This is a genomic window from Bacteroidota bacterium (assembly GCA_041658205.1).
GTDB lineage: Bacteria > Bacteroidota > Ignavibacteria > UBA10030 > UBA8401 > UBA8401.
The window spans coordinates 1,769,001-1,786,612 of sequence record JBBAAO010000001.1 but is presented as its reverse complement, the minus strand read 5'-3'; the positions used below and the strand labels follow the sequence as shown (position 1 = coordinate 1,786,612).

Genomic DNA, 17,612 nt, shown 5'->3' with positions numbered 1-17,612 from the left:
CGTTTCGTATGAAATCGACAGTTGCTGCCATAATACTTTCCGCTGGTTCATCCCGAAGAATGGGAAGCCCGAAAGCTCTGCTCCGGATAGGGAAAAGTACCTTTCTGCAACATCTCATTAATGTGATCGGTGATGCTGGAGTGCCCAAAAAAATTGTTGTCTTGGGTTCTGAATCGGAGAAAATTCGTGAATCATTAGCGGCATTTGACGGGGAGATTGTTGTCAACAACGAATGGGAACGCGGACAACTCTCTTCAATTATCGCTGGAATTAAAAATTTAGACCGAACCAACTGCTTAGGTGTGCTGATCTGTCCGGTTGATCATCCAATGATATCTTCGGAGTTAGTGAAACGATTACTTGCGGCGTTTCATCAAACGAAAAAAAAAATCATCATCCCGGAATATCACGGAAGGAAAGGACACCCGATTGTTATCTCCTCCGAATTATTTCCAGAGATTAATAATGCATCGCTTGAAATCGGCTTACGGGAAGTTGTCCATGCGCATAAAAACGACATTGAATTGGTATCGACGGAGGAAGAAGGTGTCATTGTGAATATCGATACTCCCGAAGATTACCGACGATATTTTGAAAACATAATTACTGATGCTCCTTAAAAAATCATTGCGAGGAGCGATTTACGCATCAGTATTCAGAAGGGAGCGACTAAGCAAACGCCTAAATGTTCTAAAGTAATCATTAATAATTCGACTGAGTAAGTTTACGAATTTGCTCTTTTGTAAATTCAGATGCGAAAGAGTATCTTTACATTGTATATATGATAGAATGTATCATCAATAATAAAACGGTTACAACAGATGCCAACCCAGGTATGGTGGTATTGGACTTTCTGCGCCACAATGAGCATCTCACAGGAACAAAAGAAGGATGTAGAGAGGGTGATTGCGGTGCCTGCACAATTCTTGTCGGTGAATTGCAAGGGAATGAAGTTCAATATAAATCCGCCAATTCATGTTTAATGCCGTTGGGTGATGCCCACGGTAAACATATAGTCACCATCGAAGGTATTAATCAACCCAAAGAACTTAATCCCATTCAACATGCTTTTGTTGAAGATGGGGGAACACAATGTGGATTTTGCACACCCGGATTCATCATGTCGTTGACAGGATATTGCTTGAACAACAAACAGTTAGATGCTTTGCAGGCAATAAATTCGGTTGATGGAAATATCTGTCGATGTACAGGACACCCTCCTATTAAAAAAGCGATTTCCCATTTGGTGGATGGATTGAACGCGAACGAACACACACTAAATGGAATTTCTCTTGCTAAACTTGTAGGACAAACAATCCTTCCAGAGTATTTTCACTCGATTGCTGAACGGTTGAAGTCAATTGCTGTTACTTCAGCAAACGAAGTGTACATTCAAGATGCTCAAATTATCATTGTGTCCGGAGGAACAGATCTGTATGTCCAAAAAGCGTTTACCTTGCACGCGGAAACTTCAAAACGCATCTCTTCTTGGCGGAAGCATATTCCCATATCCGAAGATGAAAGTTCGATCCATCTTCCCGGCACAACTACAGTGGAAGAGTTTCGGATGTCACCGGTCATTATCAAATACTTTCCCGAATTGAAAACGCAGCTGGAACTCTTTGGTTCTACACCGATTCGAAATCGTGCGACGGTCGCGGGTAATATTGTGAATGCTTCTCCTATAGGTGATATGACCTGTTTGCTTTTGGCACTCGATGCTGTGCTTACGCTGAATGATGCCGGTTCCCAACGAACGATTCCGTTGAGACAATTCTATAAAGGGTATAAACAGATTGATAAGAAAAAATCAGAGTTAATCGAATCGATCTCATTTCCGCGTCCCACGGACAGGACACGTTTAAGTTATGAAAAAGTTTCCCGCCGCCAATATCTGGATATTGCTAGTGTCAACACAACTATGGTTGTTGAATTGAGTGGTCATCGTTTTTCGAATTGCGGAATCTCGGCAGGGGGAGTCGGACCAATTCCCTTATTTCTGACAAAGACAACAGAATTTTTGAAGAATAAAATTATAGACATTGAAACAATCGGTGAAGCATTGGAGATCGTGCAGACAGAGATCCATCCAATCAGCGATGCCCGTGGCAGTGCTGAATATAAACGGCTGCTCCTTCGTCAATTGGTCATTGCACATTTTTTGAATCTTTTCCCTGGAATTGTCAGAAAGGAATCATTTGCATGAAGAATTATGATTCCGAAAAACATGTGCGCGGCGAATCGCAGTTTGTAGATGATCTTCTTGTGCCTGAAGGGACATTGTATGCGCATGTTTATTATTCGCGCGTGGCACATGGAGTAATCCGGTCGATCGATCTCTCTGCTGCATTGCCGATGAATGGTGTTGTTTCGATTTTTACTTCAAAAGATATTCCGGGGCATAATCAAATTGGCGGTATCGTTCAGGATGAACCGCTTCTTGCCGAACAGCATGTTCATTTTCAAGGACAGCCGATAGCCGTTGTGGTTGCAGATTCTGCATTTCACGCCCGTTCTGCTGCGGAAAAGATTGTTGTGGAGATTGAGAAACTTCCGGTGATTACAGATCCCAGAGTAGCATTTGCAAAAAATGAATTGCTCATCCCGCCGATAAAGTTTGAACTGGGGGATATCAATGCAATGTGGCCAAAGTGCGATGTTGTTGTAGAAGGTACGGCTGAGAACGGAGGTCAGGAGCATTTATACCTCGAAACACAAGGTGCATTTGCAGTTCCTACGGAAGGAGACGGACTCAAGATTGTATCATCGACGCAAAGCCCGACTGCGGTTCAACGAACAATCGCGAACGTGTTAAATATACCGATGCATAAGATTGAAGTCGATGTTCTTCGGCTCGGCGGCGGATTTGGAGGAAAAGAAGATCAAGCGACTCCATGGGCAGTACTGTGTGCCCTTGCTGCAACAAAACTGCGGCGTCCGGTAAAACTGATCCTCCATCGTCAGGATGATATGAGAATGACGGGAAAACGTCATCCGTATTCATCCGATTTTAAAATCGGTTTGAAAAATGATGGGACTATTCTTGCCTACGAAGTGACGTTCTATCAAAACGGCGGTGCTGCTGCAGATCTTTCTCCGGCGGTGCTGCAACGAACCCTGTTTCATTGCACGAATAGTTATTTTATTCCAAATGTAAAAGCGACCGGTTACAGTTGTCGCACGAATCTTCCTCCAAACACAGCATTTCGCGGATTCGGCGGGCCGCAGGGAAAATTTGTCATTGAAGCTGCAATTGCCAAAGCTGCGGAAACGATGAATATGGATGCCTGGTTTATTCAAAGGAAAAATCTTTTAAAAAATGGAGATGAATTTCCATACGGTCAGATCACGGAGCGGTGCCAGGCGATCCCGTGCTGGGATTCCCTGATGCAAAAAAAATCCATTGAGGAAGTGAAAAAGAAGACGGCTGATTTTAACATGGTGAATGAATGGAAGAAGAAGGGCTATGCAGTGATGCCGATCTGTTTTGGAATTTCATTCACCAATACCATGATGAATCAGGCGAGTGCTCTCGTTCATATCTATACAGATGGCAGCATCGGAATCAGTACTGCAGCGATCGAAATGGGGCAGGGCGTTAACATGAAGATTCATGGAATTGCCCAGCGAATTTTTTCCGTGAAGAGCGAGAGAATCAAACTTGAATCAACAAACACGTCGCGTGTTGCCAATACTTCTCCAACCGCGGCAAGCAGCGGGGCGGACCTTAATGGTAAAGCAACCCAGCTTGCTTGTTATGTTCTTCTTGAACGACTGACAAAATTTGCCGCTGACCATTTCCATCAGACCGATCCTTCGAAGATTACTATACAGGATGAACGGATCGTGAATGATGGAAAAGAAACAGAATGGACATGGAATACGCTGATTTGTGCGGCAAATAATGCACGTATCAGTCTGACATCCCAACATTTTTATTCAACTCCGAAGATTCATTTCAATCGTGAAACATCCAAAGGACATCCCTTTGCCTATCATGTATTCGGTACGGCGATCATCGAAACAACCGTCGATTGCCTGCGGGGAACGTATCTGATCGACGCTGTTAATGTTGTTCATGATGTCGGGAAGAGTCTACATCCAGCAATCGATCTCAGTCAGACTGAAGGGGGTATTATGCAGGGGATCGGATGGATGACGATGGAGGAAATTATCTATAATAGTGAAGGGAAATTGATTACGGACGCACTGTCAACATATAAAGTGCCGGATATACATTTCGCTCCAAAAGAAATGAATATCAGTTTCCTGGACAATTCTGAAAATCCCTTTGCACCATTTAATTCAAAAGCGATCGGAGAACCACCATTGATGTACGGCATCGGTGCATATTTTGCATTATGCAATGCGGTAAAAGCTTTTAATCCAAACAGTATGTTCCCGGCAATTGCACCGATGACACCGGAACGTATGTTACATCTATTGTATAAGGAAGTCGGTACACATGCTCCTGCACTTCAGTAAACGTAACGCGCTCCAAAGTGCACTCATTTATTCTGCCGGGGATGCCATTGCTGCATTACTTCTTCATTCCTTCTCTTTCCAGCGCATGATCGGAATGGCTATCATTGGAGGGACACTCTATTCACTTGAGATTCCGAACTATTTCCATTGGATCAATACTCACACTCATTTAATGGAGGGAATGAAAGCAAGTATACGACGAACGATGCTTGCGTTGTTGTATTTCAATCCGGTGTGGATTGCCAGACATTTGGCGTTTGTGCAAATATTTTCAGGTCAGTCGTTTCAGCTATCGTGGGGACTGTTGTGGGTCAGTTATAATTCTTTTACTATGAATATCCCTTTTACGGTAATGATTAATTATGTCATTCAAAATAAAGTGTCAATTCATCGCAGATTTCTTGCCAGTTCTATCTTCTCCGGAGTGATGGCGATATATTATGCAATGAGTCAAGTCTGGTTTAAATAAACGTAACTACTCAGCGTTCATGATTTTTTTTGCCGCTAGAACACGCAATTTCACTAACTTTTTCATTGGGCAATGGTTCAAATTTCTTATGTGCACTTTTTGTGTTTTCGTGATTTGGTGGCATATTTTGACTTACGATTGTAAGGCTGCAGTGTAGTTACTAATAAACAATTATGAAAGAACGAATATTCTGGAAATTTATCTTTGATCGGCTATCGCGCGGCGAAAGTGTGATGCTATTAATCGTCGTTGAGTATGAAAAAGGCTCTCCGGGAAAGACTGGTTTTAAAATGGCGGTCACGCCATCGGAAATGGCCGGAACAATCGGCGGCGGGCTCATGGAGTTCAAATTGCTATCCAGTACTCGTGAATTTCTTGCTTCGGGTAAACCAGTACGCATCGTAAAAAAAATGGTGCACAATCCAAATACAACAATCGGCGAACCCTCCGGTTTGATTTGTGCAGGCTCCGAAACGATTTGTATACTATCCTTATCGTTGGATGATGCCACTACGATTGAGAACATAATAAATGGTATTCATTCATATACACCATCACATTTTGAGCTTACGAACAATGGTATTTCTTTTCACAAAAGAAAGCTAGAGAATCACAACCATTTTCAATCTACCAGCAAAGATGAATGGTTTTATCGTGAAAATGTTGGAGCAGAATATACAGTCTATATAGCGGGAGGAGGGCATGTCGGATTAGCAACGGCGAGAATGCTCCAAATGCTCGATTTTAATCTTGTATTGTTTGATGATCGTGAAGATGCTCCTGCGATGAAGGAAGATTCGTTAATTGTCCGAAAGATTATTTCCCCGTATGAGGAGATTGGAACGCACATCGAAGAAAACATAACAAGTTTTGTTGCTATCGTTACAGCGGCATTACAAAGCGATCGGCTCGCTCTTCAAAGTATTCTTGGAAAAAAACTTGGGTATATTGGACTGATGGGGACAGAAGCAAAAATTGCACGCATTATGAATTCATTTTCGTCCGATGAAAAGAAGACGTTGGAGAAAATTTATGCACCGATTGGAATCGAAATAGAAAGCAGATCGGTGGAAGAAATTGCTGTCAGCATTGCTGCGCAAATGATTAAAGTAAAGAATGAGGCTTCATCGAAGCACTAAATAGTACACCATGGTGAGACAAAAAAACCTCGTGCTGTAAGCATCGAGGTTTTTTTGTTTCGATAGCAGTTATCGTTTAGCTCATCCAGTTCTTTCGAGCTTCCGGATTCCACTTGGTTGTTGTCTTTTTCGGTTTTGTAAAGAACTCAATTGAGCTTTTTCCCGTTATATCTCCTGCGCCAAATTTTGATTCATTCCATCCGCCAAACGAGAATGGCTCACGGGGGACAGGAACTCCGATATTTACTCCAATCATTCCTGCGCTTGCATGTTCAGCAACATAACGGGCAATTCCGCCACTCTGCGTAAAGACCGATGCTGCGTTTCCATAAGGATTTGCATTTTCAATCTTCAGCGCTTCATCCACATCTGAAGCACGTATGATAGAAAGAACCGGGCCAAACACTTCTTCTTTTGCAATGTTCATTTCGGGTTTGACAAAATCAATCACAGTCGGACCGACATAAAATCCGTTTTCTTTTCCCACTACTGTAACACCGCGGCCATCCAAAAGTATTTTTGCACCTTGTTTTTCCGCTTCAGTGATATATCGCTCGATTCTTTCTTTTGCAGCTTTGGAAATTACGGCACCGAGATTTTTCCCTGGAACAATCTTTTTTGACTCTTCGACCAGCTTTTTAATAATGTGGTCAACTGATCCCACGGCAACCATTGCAGAAGCAGCCATGCAGCGCTGACCTGCACACCCGCTCATCGATGCGGCAACATTCGAAGCAGTCATCTCTTCATGAGCGTCCGGCATTACGATGAGATGATTTTTTGCACCACCGAGACACAGCGCACGCTTTAAGTGAGATGTTGCTCGTTGATAAACAAGCTTAGCAACTTTTGTTGAGCCAACAAAAGTGACGGCGTGAATTCCCGGATGATCACAAATCGCTTCAACTGTTTCTTGTCCGCCGTGCACAATATTAAACACGCCATCCGGCAGGCCTGCTTCTTTCAAAAGCTCAGCCAGTCGACACGAACTCATCGGAACAAGTTCAGATGGTTTTAGAACCATGGTATTTCCAAGAACGAGTGCATTCGGTATTGTCCAATTTGGAACCATTGCGGGAAAATTAAAAGGGGTAATGCATGCAACCACACCGACTGGATATCGATCTATTCGGCATTCAACTCCGCGGCTCACTTCCAGAATTTCTCCGGAAACAAGTTGAGGCATTGAACAAGCAAATTCAGTCAGTTCAATGCTTTTTTCAACTTCAGCCATTGCTTCGCCAAGAATTTTGCCATTCTCTTTGTTGACTAATTCCGCAAGTTCTTGAGCATGCTTTTCCAATAATGATCTGTACCGGAAAAATATCTGAACCCGTTCTTTAATCGGCATTGTCGACCATGCAGGGAGTGCTTTCTGTGCCGCAGTTACCGCTTCATCTACATCCTTCGCACCGGAAAGGGGAACATGTGAAATAACCTCGCCAGTGGAGGGATTCTCAACAGCGAGCATGTTATGACCATTTTTAATTTGCCACGAACCGGCAATATAATTAGAAAGAATTGCAGCACTCATACAATCTCCAATGTGTAATGAATTGCAAAAAAGTAACAATGTAGGGAGTGAAATGCAAGTGTCATACTGACATGAAGTTTATTCATGTCAACTATTGATTTTTCTTCGGAAAAAGCATATATTTATTCCCTATAATTCAGGAATAATTTTTTTAGGAGATATTAACGTGGCGTTTGTAGATAAAAGCACGACATTTTTTAGAGAAGGCGATATTGCACAGAAGTGGTTTGTTATTGATGCTAATGGAAAAACATTGGGTCGCATCGCTTCACAGGTTGCACGCATTCTCCGCGGCAAACATAAACCGCAATTTACACCGAATGCTGACATTGGTGATTTTGTTATCGTCGTGAATGCCGATAAAGTAAAAGTAACCGGAAAACGTACCGAGTTGAAAGAATATTTTCACTATACCGGATATCCGGGCGGTGCGGTGTTCCAGCAGTTCAAAGATGTGTTGAAAATCCATCCGGAACGCGTGATTGAACATGCGGTAAAAGGAATGATACCGCATACAAAACTTGGCCGTCAGATTATTAAAAAATTAAAAGTGTATGCAGGCACGGAACATCCGCATGCCGCACAGAAACCAGAAGTCATCGAATTCAATTAAGAAGGACGTACATGCAACAAATGATCAATACTGTCGGTCGCCGCAAAACTTCGGTCGCCCGTGTGTTCTTAAAGAATGGTTCAGGAAAGATCACCGTAAACGAACGGGAGTTTGAAAGATACTTTCCTCTTGAAACACATCGCAACTCCATTACAAGAGCATTTGCCGTAACGGATACGCTCGGCAAATACGATGTGAATGTGAATGTTGAAGGGGGCGGTTCGTCAGGTCAGGCTGGAGCCGTGATTCTTGGCGTTGCTCGTGCATTGGTAGAAATCAGCGAAGAGAATCGTCCGTTGTTGCGCAAGCACGGCTTAATGACACGCGATCCCCGTATGGTTGAACGAAAAAAGTACGGTCAGAAAAAAGCGCGCAAGAGATTCCAGTTCTCCAAGCGTTAATATGTTTTCACGTTCTTCCGAAGATTATTTTCTTCGGAGGAACACGCAACACTAATCAAACATACTTTCGGATTGCTGCAGTGGTGTTTCGCATAGCGGAACTCTGCATCAAGATGAAGAAAGTAGAAGAATACAAACCAAACATATAAGGAACACTATGCCTCGTGTAGAACTCGCGGAATTACTCTCTGCCGGTGCCCACTTTGGTCACCTTACCCGCCGTTGGAATCCAAAAATGCGTCCATATATTTTTATGGAACGAAATGGAATCCACATTTTTGACCTCAAAAAAACCCAAACACTTCTGGAAGATGCGGCAACTGCAATTTCCAATGTTGTTGCTGAAGGAAAGAAAGTTCTTTTCGTCGGAACAAAAAAACAAGCCAAGGAAGTCATCCAGGCTGAAGCTGTTCGCGGTCATCAATATTATGCAACCGATCGCTGGCTCGGCGGAATGTTGACTAATTTCACAACAATCCGAAAAAGCGTTAAACGGTTGACGAACATTGAAAAGATGGAAACCGACGGAACGTTTGACAAAATCACGAAGAAAGAAACATTGTTCCTGTCCCGTGAAAAAGAAAAATTACAGAAATCACTCTCCGGTATCGTTGATATGACACGTCTACCCGGCGCACTGTTTGTTATTGACGTTAAGAAGGAAACAATCGCTGTTCAAGAAGCAAACAGGCTCGGCATTCCGGTGTTTGCGATGGTTGATACCAACTGCGATACGGACGGAATTGACTACATCATTCCGGCAAATGACGATGCATTGAAATCCATTCAACTTATTGCTCGTGTCATTACCGATGCAATTGTTGAAGGTCATGCGCGAAAAGTTGAGACAACTCCGGAATCAGAGGAATCAGAAAAGCAAGAGAAGAACGAAAAACACGATCGCAGAGAACGAAGACCACGAAGACCACAACAAGAAACGGAAAAAGCATAATTATGGCAGTCACTAGCGAAATGGTAAAACAACTGCGCGAAAAGACAGGCGCAGGAATGATGGATTGCAAAAAAGCACTCGATGAAGCAAACGGAAATATGGAAGCGGCAATCGAAGTTCTTCGGAAAAAAGGGGCGGCAACCGCTGCAAAGCGTGCAGATAAAGCGGCGAACGAAGGAATAATTGTTGCAAAAATTTCACCTGACGGTAAACACGGCATTATGGTTGAGATCAACTGTGAAACTGATTTTGTTGCCCGTGGAGAAGATTTTACTTCGTTTGCGCAATCTGTTGCACAGATTGTTTTCGAAAAATCTCCGAAGAACGTTGAAGAGTTGTTAACGCTTGCACATCCGGATGGAAAAACTGTCGGCGACTCACTTTCTAATTTAACCGGCAAAGTTGGTGAAAAGACAGAGATTCGACGTATCTATGATTTAAATTCAGACAATGGTTTCCTTGAACAGTATGTCCACATGGGAAGCAAGATCGGTGTGATTGTTGAACTGGGTGCTGAATTAAATCCGGCAAACAAAACCATCGCTCGTGACATTGCTATGCAAGTAGCAGCAATGAGTCCTGTTGTTGTCTCCAGGGATAAAGTAAACAAGGAAATAATCGAAAAAGAACTCGATATCTATCGTACGCAAGCAAAGAATGAGGGGAAACCCGAACAAATTGCCGAGAAGATCGCGAACGGACGACTTGAAAAATATTATCAAGAAATTGTTCTGCTTGAACAAAGTTTCATTAAAGACGCAGGGAAGGCGGTCAAAGACCTTCTCTCTCCAAGTGTTTCCGTGAAACAGTTTAAGAGATTCCAACTTGGCGAATCAATGAATTAATATCTGAAAGGTCTCAATTGAGACCTTTCTTTTTATGGGAGAGAGTTATGGCAGTTCCGAAATATAAACGCATTCTGCTCAAGTTGAGCGGAGAAGCGCTCATGGGTAATTTGGATTACGGCATCGATGCCAACATCCTGAAACAATATGCGGAAGAGATTAAAAAAATTCATCAGCTTGATGTGCAGATAGGGATTGTTATTGGCGGGGGAAATATTTACCGCGGAATCGAGAATTCTTCCGATGGAATCGATAAAGTAACCGGCGACCATATGGGAATGCTGGCAACGGTGATTAATGCTCTCGCACTCCAAAATACACTGGAACACCATGGAATGTATACCCGGTGCCAAACAGCAATTGACATGGCGCGTATTGCCGAGCCATATATCCGGCGTAAGGCAGTCCGTCATCTGGAAAAAAATCGTATCGTAATTTTTGCAGCAGGGACAGGAAATCCGTATTTTACAACGGATACAGCGGCAGTGCTTCGTGGAATTGAAATCGAAGCGAATATCATCATTAAAGGGACACGGGTAGACGGAATCTATGATTCAGATCCGGAGAAAAACCCGACCGCAAAACAATACTCACTTATTAATTATGATGATGTCTTCAAAAAGAATCTCAAAGTCATGGATATGACCGCAATAACACTCTGCAAAGAAAATAAATTACCGATTAGCGTTTTTAACATGAACGTTCAAAATAATTTGTTGAATCTTGTTCTTGGGGAAAAAGTCGGAACAACCGTTACAAATTCCGCTCCATTGTTATAGTACTATTAAATTTGGAGGTACAGTATGCAGCTTAAAGATATATTAAAAAATTGTGATACCCGGATGCAAAAAGCAGTGGAAAGCGTTCGGCATGAATTAGTAAAGATTCGTACTGGGAAAGCAACAACGGCCCTTCTTGATACTGTAAAGGTCGATGCCTATGGTACCATGATGCCGATCAATCAAGTTGGTTCTATTAGCGTTGTGGATGCTCATATGCTCGCTGTAACTCCATGGGATCAAGGAATGCTTCAGTCGATTGAACGGGGGATCATTGCCTCTAATCTTGGACTGAATCCTAGTATTGACGGAAAGATAGTACGCGTTCCAATTCCGATGTTGAACGAAGAACGTCGCAGAGAATTGGTAAAGTTAGTGAAAAAATTTGGTGAAGAAGGGAAGGTTGCCGTTCGCAATGTTCGGCGCGACGAGAATGAACAATTAAAAAAATCTGAAAAAGACGAACACTTCTCTGAAGATGATCGTAAACGGGGTGAGCAGGAAGTTCAAAAATATACCGATAAGTACATTAAGGAAGTCGACAATCTTCTTACAGTTAAAGAAAAAGAAATTATGGAAGTGTAATATTCCTTTCCAATGCAATGTCGTCCCGCGGCGGTCAGCGAATCGTTAAGCGGGACTTTTTATTTACGAACTAATTTTCTTCTACGATAATATGATCAGCAAAGCCACACTGCGAGAACAATTAAAATTGGAACGGCACAACCTTTCCAAACAGTATGTTCGCGAACGTTCGAAGATGATTGTGGAACAATTGCTATCTCTTCCCGAATTTTTTCGGGCTGATGTCGTGCATACGTACATTTCTTCGAAGAATAACGAAGTGGATACTCATGAATTGATCCGAATCTTGTTGAAACATAAAAAGCGGGTTGTTGTTCCTATCGCAGAGAAAGCGACAAAATTAATGAAACATTCAGAACTCTTTTCATTAAGCGAACTGGTTGGAGGTGCTTACGGAATTCTTGAACCAAGAATGTACCGACCCGTTTCTGTATCCGACTTACAGGTTGTTGTTGTTCCCGCTCTTGCTGTCGATCGCAACGGGAATCGATTAGGATTCGGCGCTGGTTTTTACGATCGTTTTCTCCAAGACATTTCCCTTCCAACAATTGCATTGGCGTATGATTTTCAGATTATAAAAGAGGTTCCGCAAGAAACAACAGATATTCCTGTCTCATTTGTGGTTACAGAACAAGAGATTATCCGCTGCCGCAACTAATTGTTCAAAAAGTCGTAACAATTGATTGACAGTCAAAGGAGCAGTTATGAACAGCCAGAAATTGTATCGTTCACAAACAAATAAAGTGTTCGCCGGTGTTTGCGGGGGACTTGCAGAATATTTTGATGTAGATCCCGTTGTTATTCGGATTTTATTTGTCCTTATGGTGCTCTTCGGCGGAACAGGTATCGTCCTTTATATTGCGGCAATCTTTATTGTGCCAAAAAAGCCATTTATGTTGAACGATGCTCAGACGCAGTCACAAACGATTTCGACGCAACCGAAGAACGAATCGGTTCGCAATTGGTTCGGTATTGCACTGGTTATTGTCGGAATCATGCTTCTTTTGGCTAATATGGAAATATTCCACTTTTTCAATTTTCTTGAAGATACATTCGAATATATTTTCCCCGTCCTCTTAATTATTCTTGGTATGGCGATTATTTACTATCGTCAGTCCCAAACAGAATCCGGCGTCCAACAACCTCAGACTGAACAGTCTTCAGCTTCAGCGCAATATTCAACGCCGGCATTTCGTAATTTTCGGCGTTCAATGAGCGACAAGAAGATCTTCGGCGTTTGCGGCGGTCTTGCACAATATTTTGGAATTGATTCGAGTCTGATCAGAATGTTATATGTTATTTTATGCTTGGCATCGTTTGGCGCAGGACTTGTGTTGTATATACTCATTGCGTTGATTGTACCGTATGATAATGTGATCAATGTGCGGGTATCATAATGGATAAACAACAATTTAATCGTATTCCTTTTTTTGGAATTATTCTTGTTGTGATTGGCGTTGGATTATTGTTGCGCCAAATGCACATTGTCCGAATCGATGGTACATCGTTACTATTATTCGGCTTGATTGCATACGGAGCCGCAATGGTCATCCGTTCATTTGTTACTAATATTCGTCAATCGCTGTTCTTTGGAAGTATTTGTTTCTTTTCCGGCGTGCTTCTTATTCTTGGGGAATATGGGTTGATTGAGCGGTCGGCGTACGTGTATGTTCCGGGATTTCTGATGGCATTTGGTTTGTCATTCGTGATGTTGTTCCTTTTTAATTTTAGAGATTTTCACCTGCTGTTGCCAGCCCTCATCTTCATCGGTCTTGGAGTAGCATTTATGATGACAGAGATTGGATATCTTTACCCAAGTGATGTGAAAGAAGCTATTCGTCAATATTGGCCGGCAGCAATTATTCTCTTTGGTATACTGATGCTGTTTCGAAGGAAAGAGAAGAAGGCTAATTTGTAAAGCAAAAAGCCCAAACAACTGAACCTGTTTGGGCTTTTTGTTTTACAAGAGTGTTCATGTTGTTTAATGTGCTTCCAGCCAATCCTTTCCGACACCAATCTCCACTTCAATAGGAACATCCAACGGCATTGCCTCACGCATCTCTTTTTCAACAATCTTTTTTACTTTCGCCTCTTCCTCTTTTAAAACATCAAAGACAAGTTCGTCATGAACCTGTAACACCATCTTGCTCTTTATTTTTTTTGCTTTAAATTCGCGATGGATATTAATCATTGCCATTTTAATCATATCAGCAGCAGTTCCCTGAATCGGCATATTGATTGATTGGCGCTCGGCATTTGCCCGAATATTTTGATTCTTATTGTTGATATCAGCTAAATATCGGCGCCTTCCTTTTAAAGTTTCCACAAATCCATTAGAATGTGCGGCGGCAATCGTGCTTGATATATATTGATTCACTTTCGGGAAGCGTTCGAAGTACTTTTGAATGATCTCTTTTGCTTCCGATTGAGAGATATCTAAACGAGATGCTAACCCAAATGGTCCAATTCCGTACATAATTCCGAAATTCACTTCTTTTGCTTTTCGGCGCATATCTCTCGTAATATCTTTTTGAGTGACATTGAATACTTTTGCGGCTGTTGATGCATGGATGTCTTCATGGTTTTTGAACGCATCGAGTAGTCCGAGATCGCCGGAGATGTGTGCCATAATCCGCAGTTCAATTTGTGAATAATCCGCAGATAGAATGATGGAATGTTTATTTGATGGAATGAATGCTTTGCGCATTTTCCTTCCAAGCTCTGTACGGATTGGGATATTCTGCAGATTCGGATCACTGCTGGAAAGCCGTCCCGTTGCTGCGACCGTTTGATTGAAGGATGTGTGCAACTTCCCGGTCAACGGATTGATGAGTTTCGGCAGGGCATCAACATACGTCGATTTTAATTTTTGCAGCTGTCGATATTCCAATAACTGTTCAACGATAGGGTGTTCTTTCCGTAATATTTCAAGCACGGCCACATCGGTGGAAAATCCCGTTTTCGTTTTTTTGACGGAGCGGAGTTTTAATTTTTCAAAGAGGATTTTTGCCAGTTGTTGTGTTGAATTAATATTGAATTTTTCATCGGCGAGTTTATAGATGTTCGTTATAAGGCCATCAAGTGTTAATCCTATTTCTTTTGACATTGTGGAGAGAAATGGAACGTCAAGTTTTACTCCATGTATTTCCATATCGGTCAGTACTTCGATAAGCGGAAACTCAATTTCGTTACATAGCGACTTTAATCCGTTCGTTGAAATCTTGTCATGCAGAATGTCTACCAATTGAAGAGTGATATCGGCATCTTCCGCAGAATAGTTTCCCACTTCTTCCACCGGGATTTCACGGATATCCTTTTTTCCATCATTGGTCAGCTCATCAAACGAGACCATTCTGTAGTTCAAGTGCTCTGCGGCAAGCGAATCAAGGGAATGTTGACGATCTGATCGGAGAACATATGCCGCGATCATCGTGTCGAATGCAACACCGGTGACGGAGATTCCTTTTGTTGAAAGAACGAGAGAATCGTATTTTATGTTCTGTCCGAATTTTTTCACCTTTTCATTCTCAAAAATAGGTTTTAGATCTTTGATAATTCGTTCGATCTGAAAACCTTCTCGTTTTGTTTCCGTTTTTCCGGTGAAAAGATCTCCGGTTTCTGCTTGAACAACATTGTCGATGACAGGAAGGTAATATGCTTTTGGATGTTTGAAGGAGAATGCAATACCAACCAATTCAGCACGAAGTGCGTCTGTTGAGGTCGTTTCTGTGTCGAAGACGAATGACTTTGCCTTTTTCAGTTCGCTCAATAGTTTTAAGTATTCAGCATCCTTTTTAACAATGATGTATTCATGTTCTGAAGTGCTAATGTTCTGTAATGTTATGGGTTCTTCAACCGACTCGTCACTCTTTTTTTCTGTTAACGTGGCAACAACACCTTGTTCTTTCAATCGTTTTGCGAATGATTTGAACTCTAAGTGTTCGTACATTTTTATGAGCGTTGCTACATCTTTATCTTTGGCTTTTAAATGATGGAGATCAACTTTAATAGGAACGTTGATATCAATGGTAACCAGTCGTTTGGAAAGGAGAGCGAGTTCTTTATTTGTTCGGAGTTTTTCTTGTAATCCTTTTTGCGGGATGGAATCGATGTTCGCCAGGATCTTTTCAATTGTTTTATATTTTTGAACAAGTGGAAGAGCCGTTTTCGGGCCAACACCGGGAACACCAGGAACATTATCCGAAGTGTCCCCGATGAGTCCGAGCATCTCGATCACTTGGTCCGGCGGGACGCCGAATTTTTCCATGACTCCTTCTTCGCCGACGATCTCATCGTCATTGCCAAATTTTCCGGGACGATAGATTTTCACACGGTTAGAGACGAGTTGCATGAAGTCTTTATCAGACGTGACAAGGAATGTATCAATTTTTTCTTTTTCGGCACGTTTTGCCAGCGTGCCCATAATATCATCGGCTTCAAAACCGTCAAGTTCAAGAACGGGGACATTAAATGCTTTCACAACATCTTTGAGATAACCAAGAGAGGATGCGAGATCGTCCGGCATTTTATTACGGGTGGCTTTGTATTCCTTATATGCAATATGTCGGAACGTCGGTTTATCAGTATCAAATACTGCGGCGATGTAATCTGGTTTTTGTTCGTCAAGAATTTTATTAAGATAATTGATAAAGCCGTAGATGGCACTGGTATTTTCTCCTTTGGAGTTGATCAAAGGATTTTGGATGAACGCAAAATACGATCTATATGCGATACCCATTGAATCTATCAAAAAAAGCGTTTCTCTGCGTTTCATAGTGTCGTAAAGTTAAAGTATATTGTTAAAATTTGTCTGAAAGAATATACCAAAAGTTATCGAACGAAAAAATTTCATTTGAAACGGTCAATTCTTATCGGGAGATCAACAGTGTTGGATAATGTAAACCTTAATGTAGTCGCAACATCCGTATGAATATATACATTATCATCTTGTTCCAACAGCTTCTAGCAGCAGGAACACACCTTATTGCAAAAACTGTCACACAGGAAGTGCATCCCGTCGTTCTAACCTTTTTACGGAACGTCATCTCATTATTTGCAATGCTAGTGATGTTTTTGGCAAGAGAAAAACGAATAAAGGTAGAGAAGAAGGATATAAGACATCTACTCTGGCTCTCTTTTCTTGCTGTACCGATGAATCAATTCCTATATCTCTATGGGATTAAATTCACTCTTGCCTCTAACGGAGCATTGTTATACGCAACAACCCCAGCACTGGTACTGATCTTATCTTATTTTGTTCTTCAAGAACGGTTAACGCAAAAAAAAATTCTCGGTGTAATAGTTGCGTTTGCTGGGATTTCAATTGTTATGTTTGAGAAGGGGATCGATTTTTCTTCAGATTATTTTTATGGCAATGTGATGATCTTTTTTGCGGTGATTTCGTGGGCAATGTTTGCAATCAACGGCAAACAATTGGTGAAAAAGTATGGCGCATTTCACATCACAGCTCTTTCCATGATTGGTGGGGCAATAATGTTCTTGCCGATTGGGATTGTTTACTTTGCGTCAACGGACGTTCCTACGATTACCATAGGAAATTGGTGGGGCATTCTTTATCTCAGTTTAGGAACCTCAGTTGTGTCATATATTCTCTGGTTTTACACTCTTGCAAGAATGGATACGACAAAAGTGGCGGTCTTTGCAAACGCCCAGCCGATACTGACAACATTATTAGCAGTATTAATTTTGAATCAACCTGTTACTATAGCTTTCCTCGTAGGAGGTACGATTACAATTGTAGGGGTTGTGTTAACGCAAAGGAAATAGTTTGATTGTAACAGAAGTTTGAG

General features: G+C 41.8%; 17 protein-coding genes. 15 read left to right on the top strand and 2 right to left on the bottom strand.

What is annotated here, in order from left to right; translation table 11 throughout:
- Positions 1 to 8 precede the first annotated feature (8 nt).
- The 5 genes from WDA22_07410 to WDA22_07390 all read left to right on the top strand — a co-directional run bounded on the left by WDA22_07410 (position 9) and on the right by WDA22_07390 (position 6,093).
- Positions 9 to 620 carry a nucleotidyltransferase family protein gene (locus WDA22_07410; protein MFA5833285.1) on the top strand — a complete coding sequence of 204 codons (612 nt, stop codon included), beginning with the start codon at positions 9 to 11 and terminating at the stop codon, positions 618 to 620.
- 161 nt (positions 621 to 781) lie between these two features.
- Entirely contained in the window at positions 782 to 2,206 is a 1,425-nt protein-coding gene (locus tag WDA22_07405; GenBank protein ID MFA5833284.1) for an FAD binding domain-containing protein, read from the top strand.
- On the top strand, positions 2,203 to 4,485 hold the full coding sequence (locus WDA22_07400) for a molybdopterin cofactor-binding domain-containing protein (GenBank protein MFA5833283.1): 2,283 nt from the start codon (positions 2,203 to 2,205) through the stop codon (positions 4,483 to 4,485). The genes WDA22_07405 and WDA22_07400 overlap by 4 nt, the downstream gene beginning before the upstream one ends.
- Positions 4,466 to 4,954 (top strand): hypothetical protein, encoded by a 489-nt coding sequence (locus WDA22_07395; GenBank protein ID MFA5833282.1) that lies wholly within the window; start codon positions 4,466 to 4,468, stop codon positions 4,952 to 4,954. The genes WDA22_07400 and WDA22_07395 overlap by 20 nt, the downstream gene beginning before the upstream one ends.
- Before the next feature lie 173 nt (positions 4,955 to 5,127).
- The gene (locus WDA22_07390) at positions 5,128 to 6,093 is read left to right on the top strand and encodes an XdhC family protein (GenBank protein ID MFA5833281.1); all 966 of its coding nucleotides are present in this window, start codon (positions 5,128 to 5,130) and stop codon (positions 6,091 to 6,093) included.
- 76 nt (positions 6,094 to 6,169) lie between these two features.
- Here WDA22_07390 and WDA22_07385 read toward each other — a convergent pair whose 3' ends face one another.
- Positions 6,170 to 7,627 carry a CoA-acylating methylmalonate-semialdehyde dehydrogenase gene (locus WDA22_07385; protein MFA5833280.1) on the bottom strand — a complete coding sequence of 486 codons (1,458 nt, stop codon included), beginning with the start codon at positions 7,625 to 7,627 and terminating at the stop codon, positions 6,170 to 6,172.
- Between the two features lie 166 nt (positions 7,628 to 7,793).
- Between WDA22_07385 and rplM the strand changes: the two genes are divergently transcribed.
- The 9 genes from rplM (at position 7,794) to WDA22_07340 (ending at position 13,720) form a co-directional block, all read left to right on the top strand.
- Positions 7,794 to 8,240 carry a 50S ribosomal protein L13 gene (gene rplM / locus WDA22_07380; protein MFA5833279.1) on the top strand — a complete coding sequence of 149 codons (447 nt, stop codon included), beginning with the start codon at positions 7,794 to 7,796 and terminating at the stop codon, positions 8,238 to 8,240.
- A gap of 11 nt (positions 8,241 to 8,251) precedes the next feature.
- On the top strand, positions 8,252 to 8,641 hold the full coding sequence (gene rpsI / locus WDA22_07375; protein ID MFA5833278.1) for a 30S ribosomal protein S9: 390 nt from the start codon (positions 8,252 to 8,254) through the stop codon (positions 8,639 to 8,641).
- A gap of 157 nt (positions 8,642 to 8,798) precedes the next feature.
- Positions 8,799 to 9,593 carry a 30S ribosomal protein S2 gene (rpsB, locus tag WDA22_07370; protein ID MFA5833277.1) on the top strand — a complete coding sequence of 265 codons (795 nt, stop codon included), beginning with the start codon at positions 8,799 to 8,801 and terminating at the stop codon, positions 9,591 to 9,593.
- Positions 9,594 to 9,595: 2 nt separating this feature from the next.
- Positions 9,596 to 10,438 (top strand): translation elongation factor Ts, encoded by an 843-nt coding sequence (tsf, locus tag WDA22_07365; protein ID MFA5833276.1) that lies wholly within the window; start codon positions 9,596 to 9,598, stop codon positions 10,436 to 10,438.
- Positions 10,439 to 10,485: 47 nt separating this feature from the next.
- Positions 10,486 to 11,217 carry a UMP kinase gene (pyrH, locus tag WDA22_07360; protein MFA5833275.1) on the top strand — a complete coding sequence of 244 codons (732 nt, stop codon included), beginning with the start codon at positions 10,486 to 10,488 and terminating at the stop codon, positions 11,215 to 11,217.
- A 24-nt stretch (positions 11,218 to 11,241) separates the two neighbouring features.
- Complete coding sequence (frr, locus tag WDA22_07355; protein ID MFA5833274.1) at positions 11,242 to 11,802, top strand: ribosome recycling factor; 561 nt, start codon at positions 11,242 to 11,244, stop codon at positions 11,800 to 11,802.
- A gap of 91 nt (positions 11,803 to 11,893) precedes the next feature.
- Positions 11,894 to 12,460: a 5-formyltetrahydrofolate cyclo-ligase gene (locus tag WDA22_07350; protein ID MFA5833273.1), complete on the top strand. Its 567-nt coding sequence runs from the start codon at positions 11,894 to 11,896 to the stop codon at positions 12,458 to 12,460.
- A 46-nt stretch (positions 12,461 to 12,506) separates the two neighbouring features.
- The gene (locus WDA22_07345; GenBank protein MFA5833272.1) at positions 12,507 to 13,199 is read left to right on the top strand and encodes a PspC domain-containing protein; all 693 of its coding nucleotides are present in this window, start codon (positions 12,507 to 12,509) and stop codon (positions 13,197 to 13,199) included.
- Complete coding sequence (locus tag WDA22_07340) at positions 13,199 to 13,720, top strand: DUF5668 domain-containing protein (protein ID MFA5833271.1); 522 nt, start codon at positions 13,199 to 13,201, stop codon at positions 13,718 to 13,720. Before WDA22_07345 ends, WDA22_07340 begins: the two co-directional genes overlap by 1 nt.
- 63 nt (positions 13,721 to 13,783) lie before the next feature.
- On the opposite strand, the gene polA is transcribed toward WDA22_07340, so the two are convergent.
- The gene (polA, locus tag WDA22_07335) at positions 13,784 to 16,576 is read right to left on the bottom strand and encodes a DNA polymerase I (GenBank protein MFA5833270.1); all 2,793 of its coding nucleotides are present in this window, start codon (positions 16,574 to 16,576) and stop codon (positions 13,784 to 13,786) included.
- A gap of 152 nt (positions 16,577 to 16,728) precedes the next feature.
- Between polA and WDA22_07330 the strand changes: the two genes are divergently transcribed.
- The gene (locus WDA22_07330; GenBank protein ID MFA5833269.1) at positions 16,729 to 17,589 is read left to right on the top strand and encodes a DMT family transporter; all 861 of its coding nucleotides are present in this window, start codon (positions 16,729 to 16,731) and stop codon (positions 17,587 to 17,589) included.
- Positions 17,590 to 17,612: the final 23 nt, after the last annotated feature.

What these genes read in the sequence shown, in the direction of transcription:
- WDA22_07410 (MFA5833285.1), top strand. Translation starts at nt 9, where the DNA reads ATGAAATCGACAGTTGCTGCCATAATACTTTCCGCTGGTTCATCCCGA.
- WDA22_07405 (MFA5833284.1), top strand. Translation starts at nt 782, where the DNA reads ATGATAGAATGTATCATCAATAATAAAACGGTTACAACAGATGCCAAC.
- WDA22_07400 (MFA5833283.1), top strand. Translation starts at nt 2,203, where the DNA reads ATGAAGAATTATGATTCCGAAAAACATGTGCGCGGCGAATCGCAGTTT.
- WDA22_07395 (MFA5833282.1), top strand. Translation starts at nt 4,466, where the DNA reads ATGCTCCTGCACTTCAGTAAACGTAACGCGCTCCAAAGTGCACTCATT.
- WDA22_07390 (MFA5833281.1), top strand. Translation starts at nt 5,128, where the DNA reads ATGAAAGAACGAATATTCTGGAAATTTATCTTTGATCGGCTATCGCGC.
- WDA22_07385 (MFA5833280.1), bottom strand. Translation starts at nt 7,627, where the DNA reads ATGAGTGCTGCAATTCTTTCTAATTATATTGCCGGTTCGTGGCAAATT.
- rpsI (MFA5833278.1), top strand. Translation starts at nt 8,252, where the DNA reads ATGCAACAAATGATCAATACTGTCGGTCGCCGCAAAACTTCGGTCGCC.
- rpsB (MFA5833277.1), top strand. Translation starts at nt 8,799, where the DNA reads ATGCCTCGTGTAGAACTCGCGGAATTACTCTCTGCCGGTGCCCACTTT.
- tsf (MFA5833276.1), top strand. Translation starts at nt 9,596, where the DNA reads ATGGCAGTCACTAGCGAAATGGTAAAACAACTGCGCGAAAAGACAGGC.
- pyrH (MFA5833275.1), top strand. Translation starts at nt 10,486, where the DNA reads ATGGCAGTTCCGAAATATAAACGCATTCTGCTCAAGTTGAGCGGAGAA.
- frr (MFA5833274.1), top strand. Translation starts at nt 11,242, where the DNA reads ATGCAGCTTAAAGATATATTAAAAAATTGTGATACCCGGATGCAAAAA.
- WDA22_07350 (MFA5833273.1), top strand. Translation starts at nt 11,894, where the DNA reads ATGATCAGCAAAGCCACACTGCGAGAACAATTAAAATTGGAACGGCAC.
- WDA22_07345 (MFA5833272.1), top strand. Translation starts at nt 12,507, where the DNA reads ATGAACAGCCAGAAATTGTATCGTTCACAAACAAATAAAGTGTTCGCC.
- WDA22_07340 (MFA5833271.1), top strand. Translation starts at nt 13,199, where the DNA reads ATGGATAAACAACAATTTAATCGTATTCCTTTTTTTGGAATTATTCTT.
- polA (MFA5833270.1), bottom strand. Translation starts at nt 16,576, where the DNA reads ATGAAACGCAGAGAAACGCTTTTTTTGATAGATTCAATGGGTATCGCA.
- WDA22_07330 (MFA5833269.1), top strand. Translation starts at nt 16,729, where the DNA reads ATGAATATATACATTATCATCTTGTTCCAACAGCTTCTAGCAGCAGGA.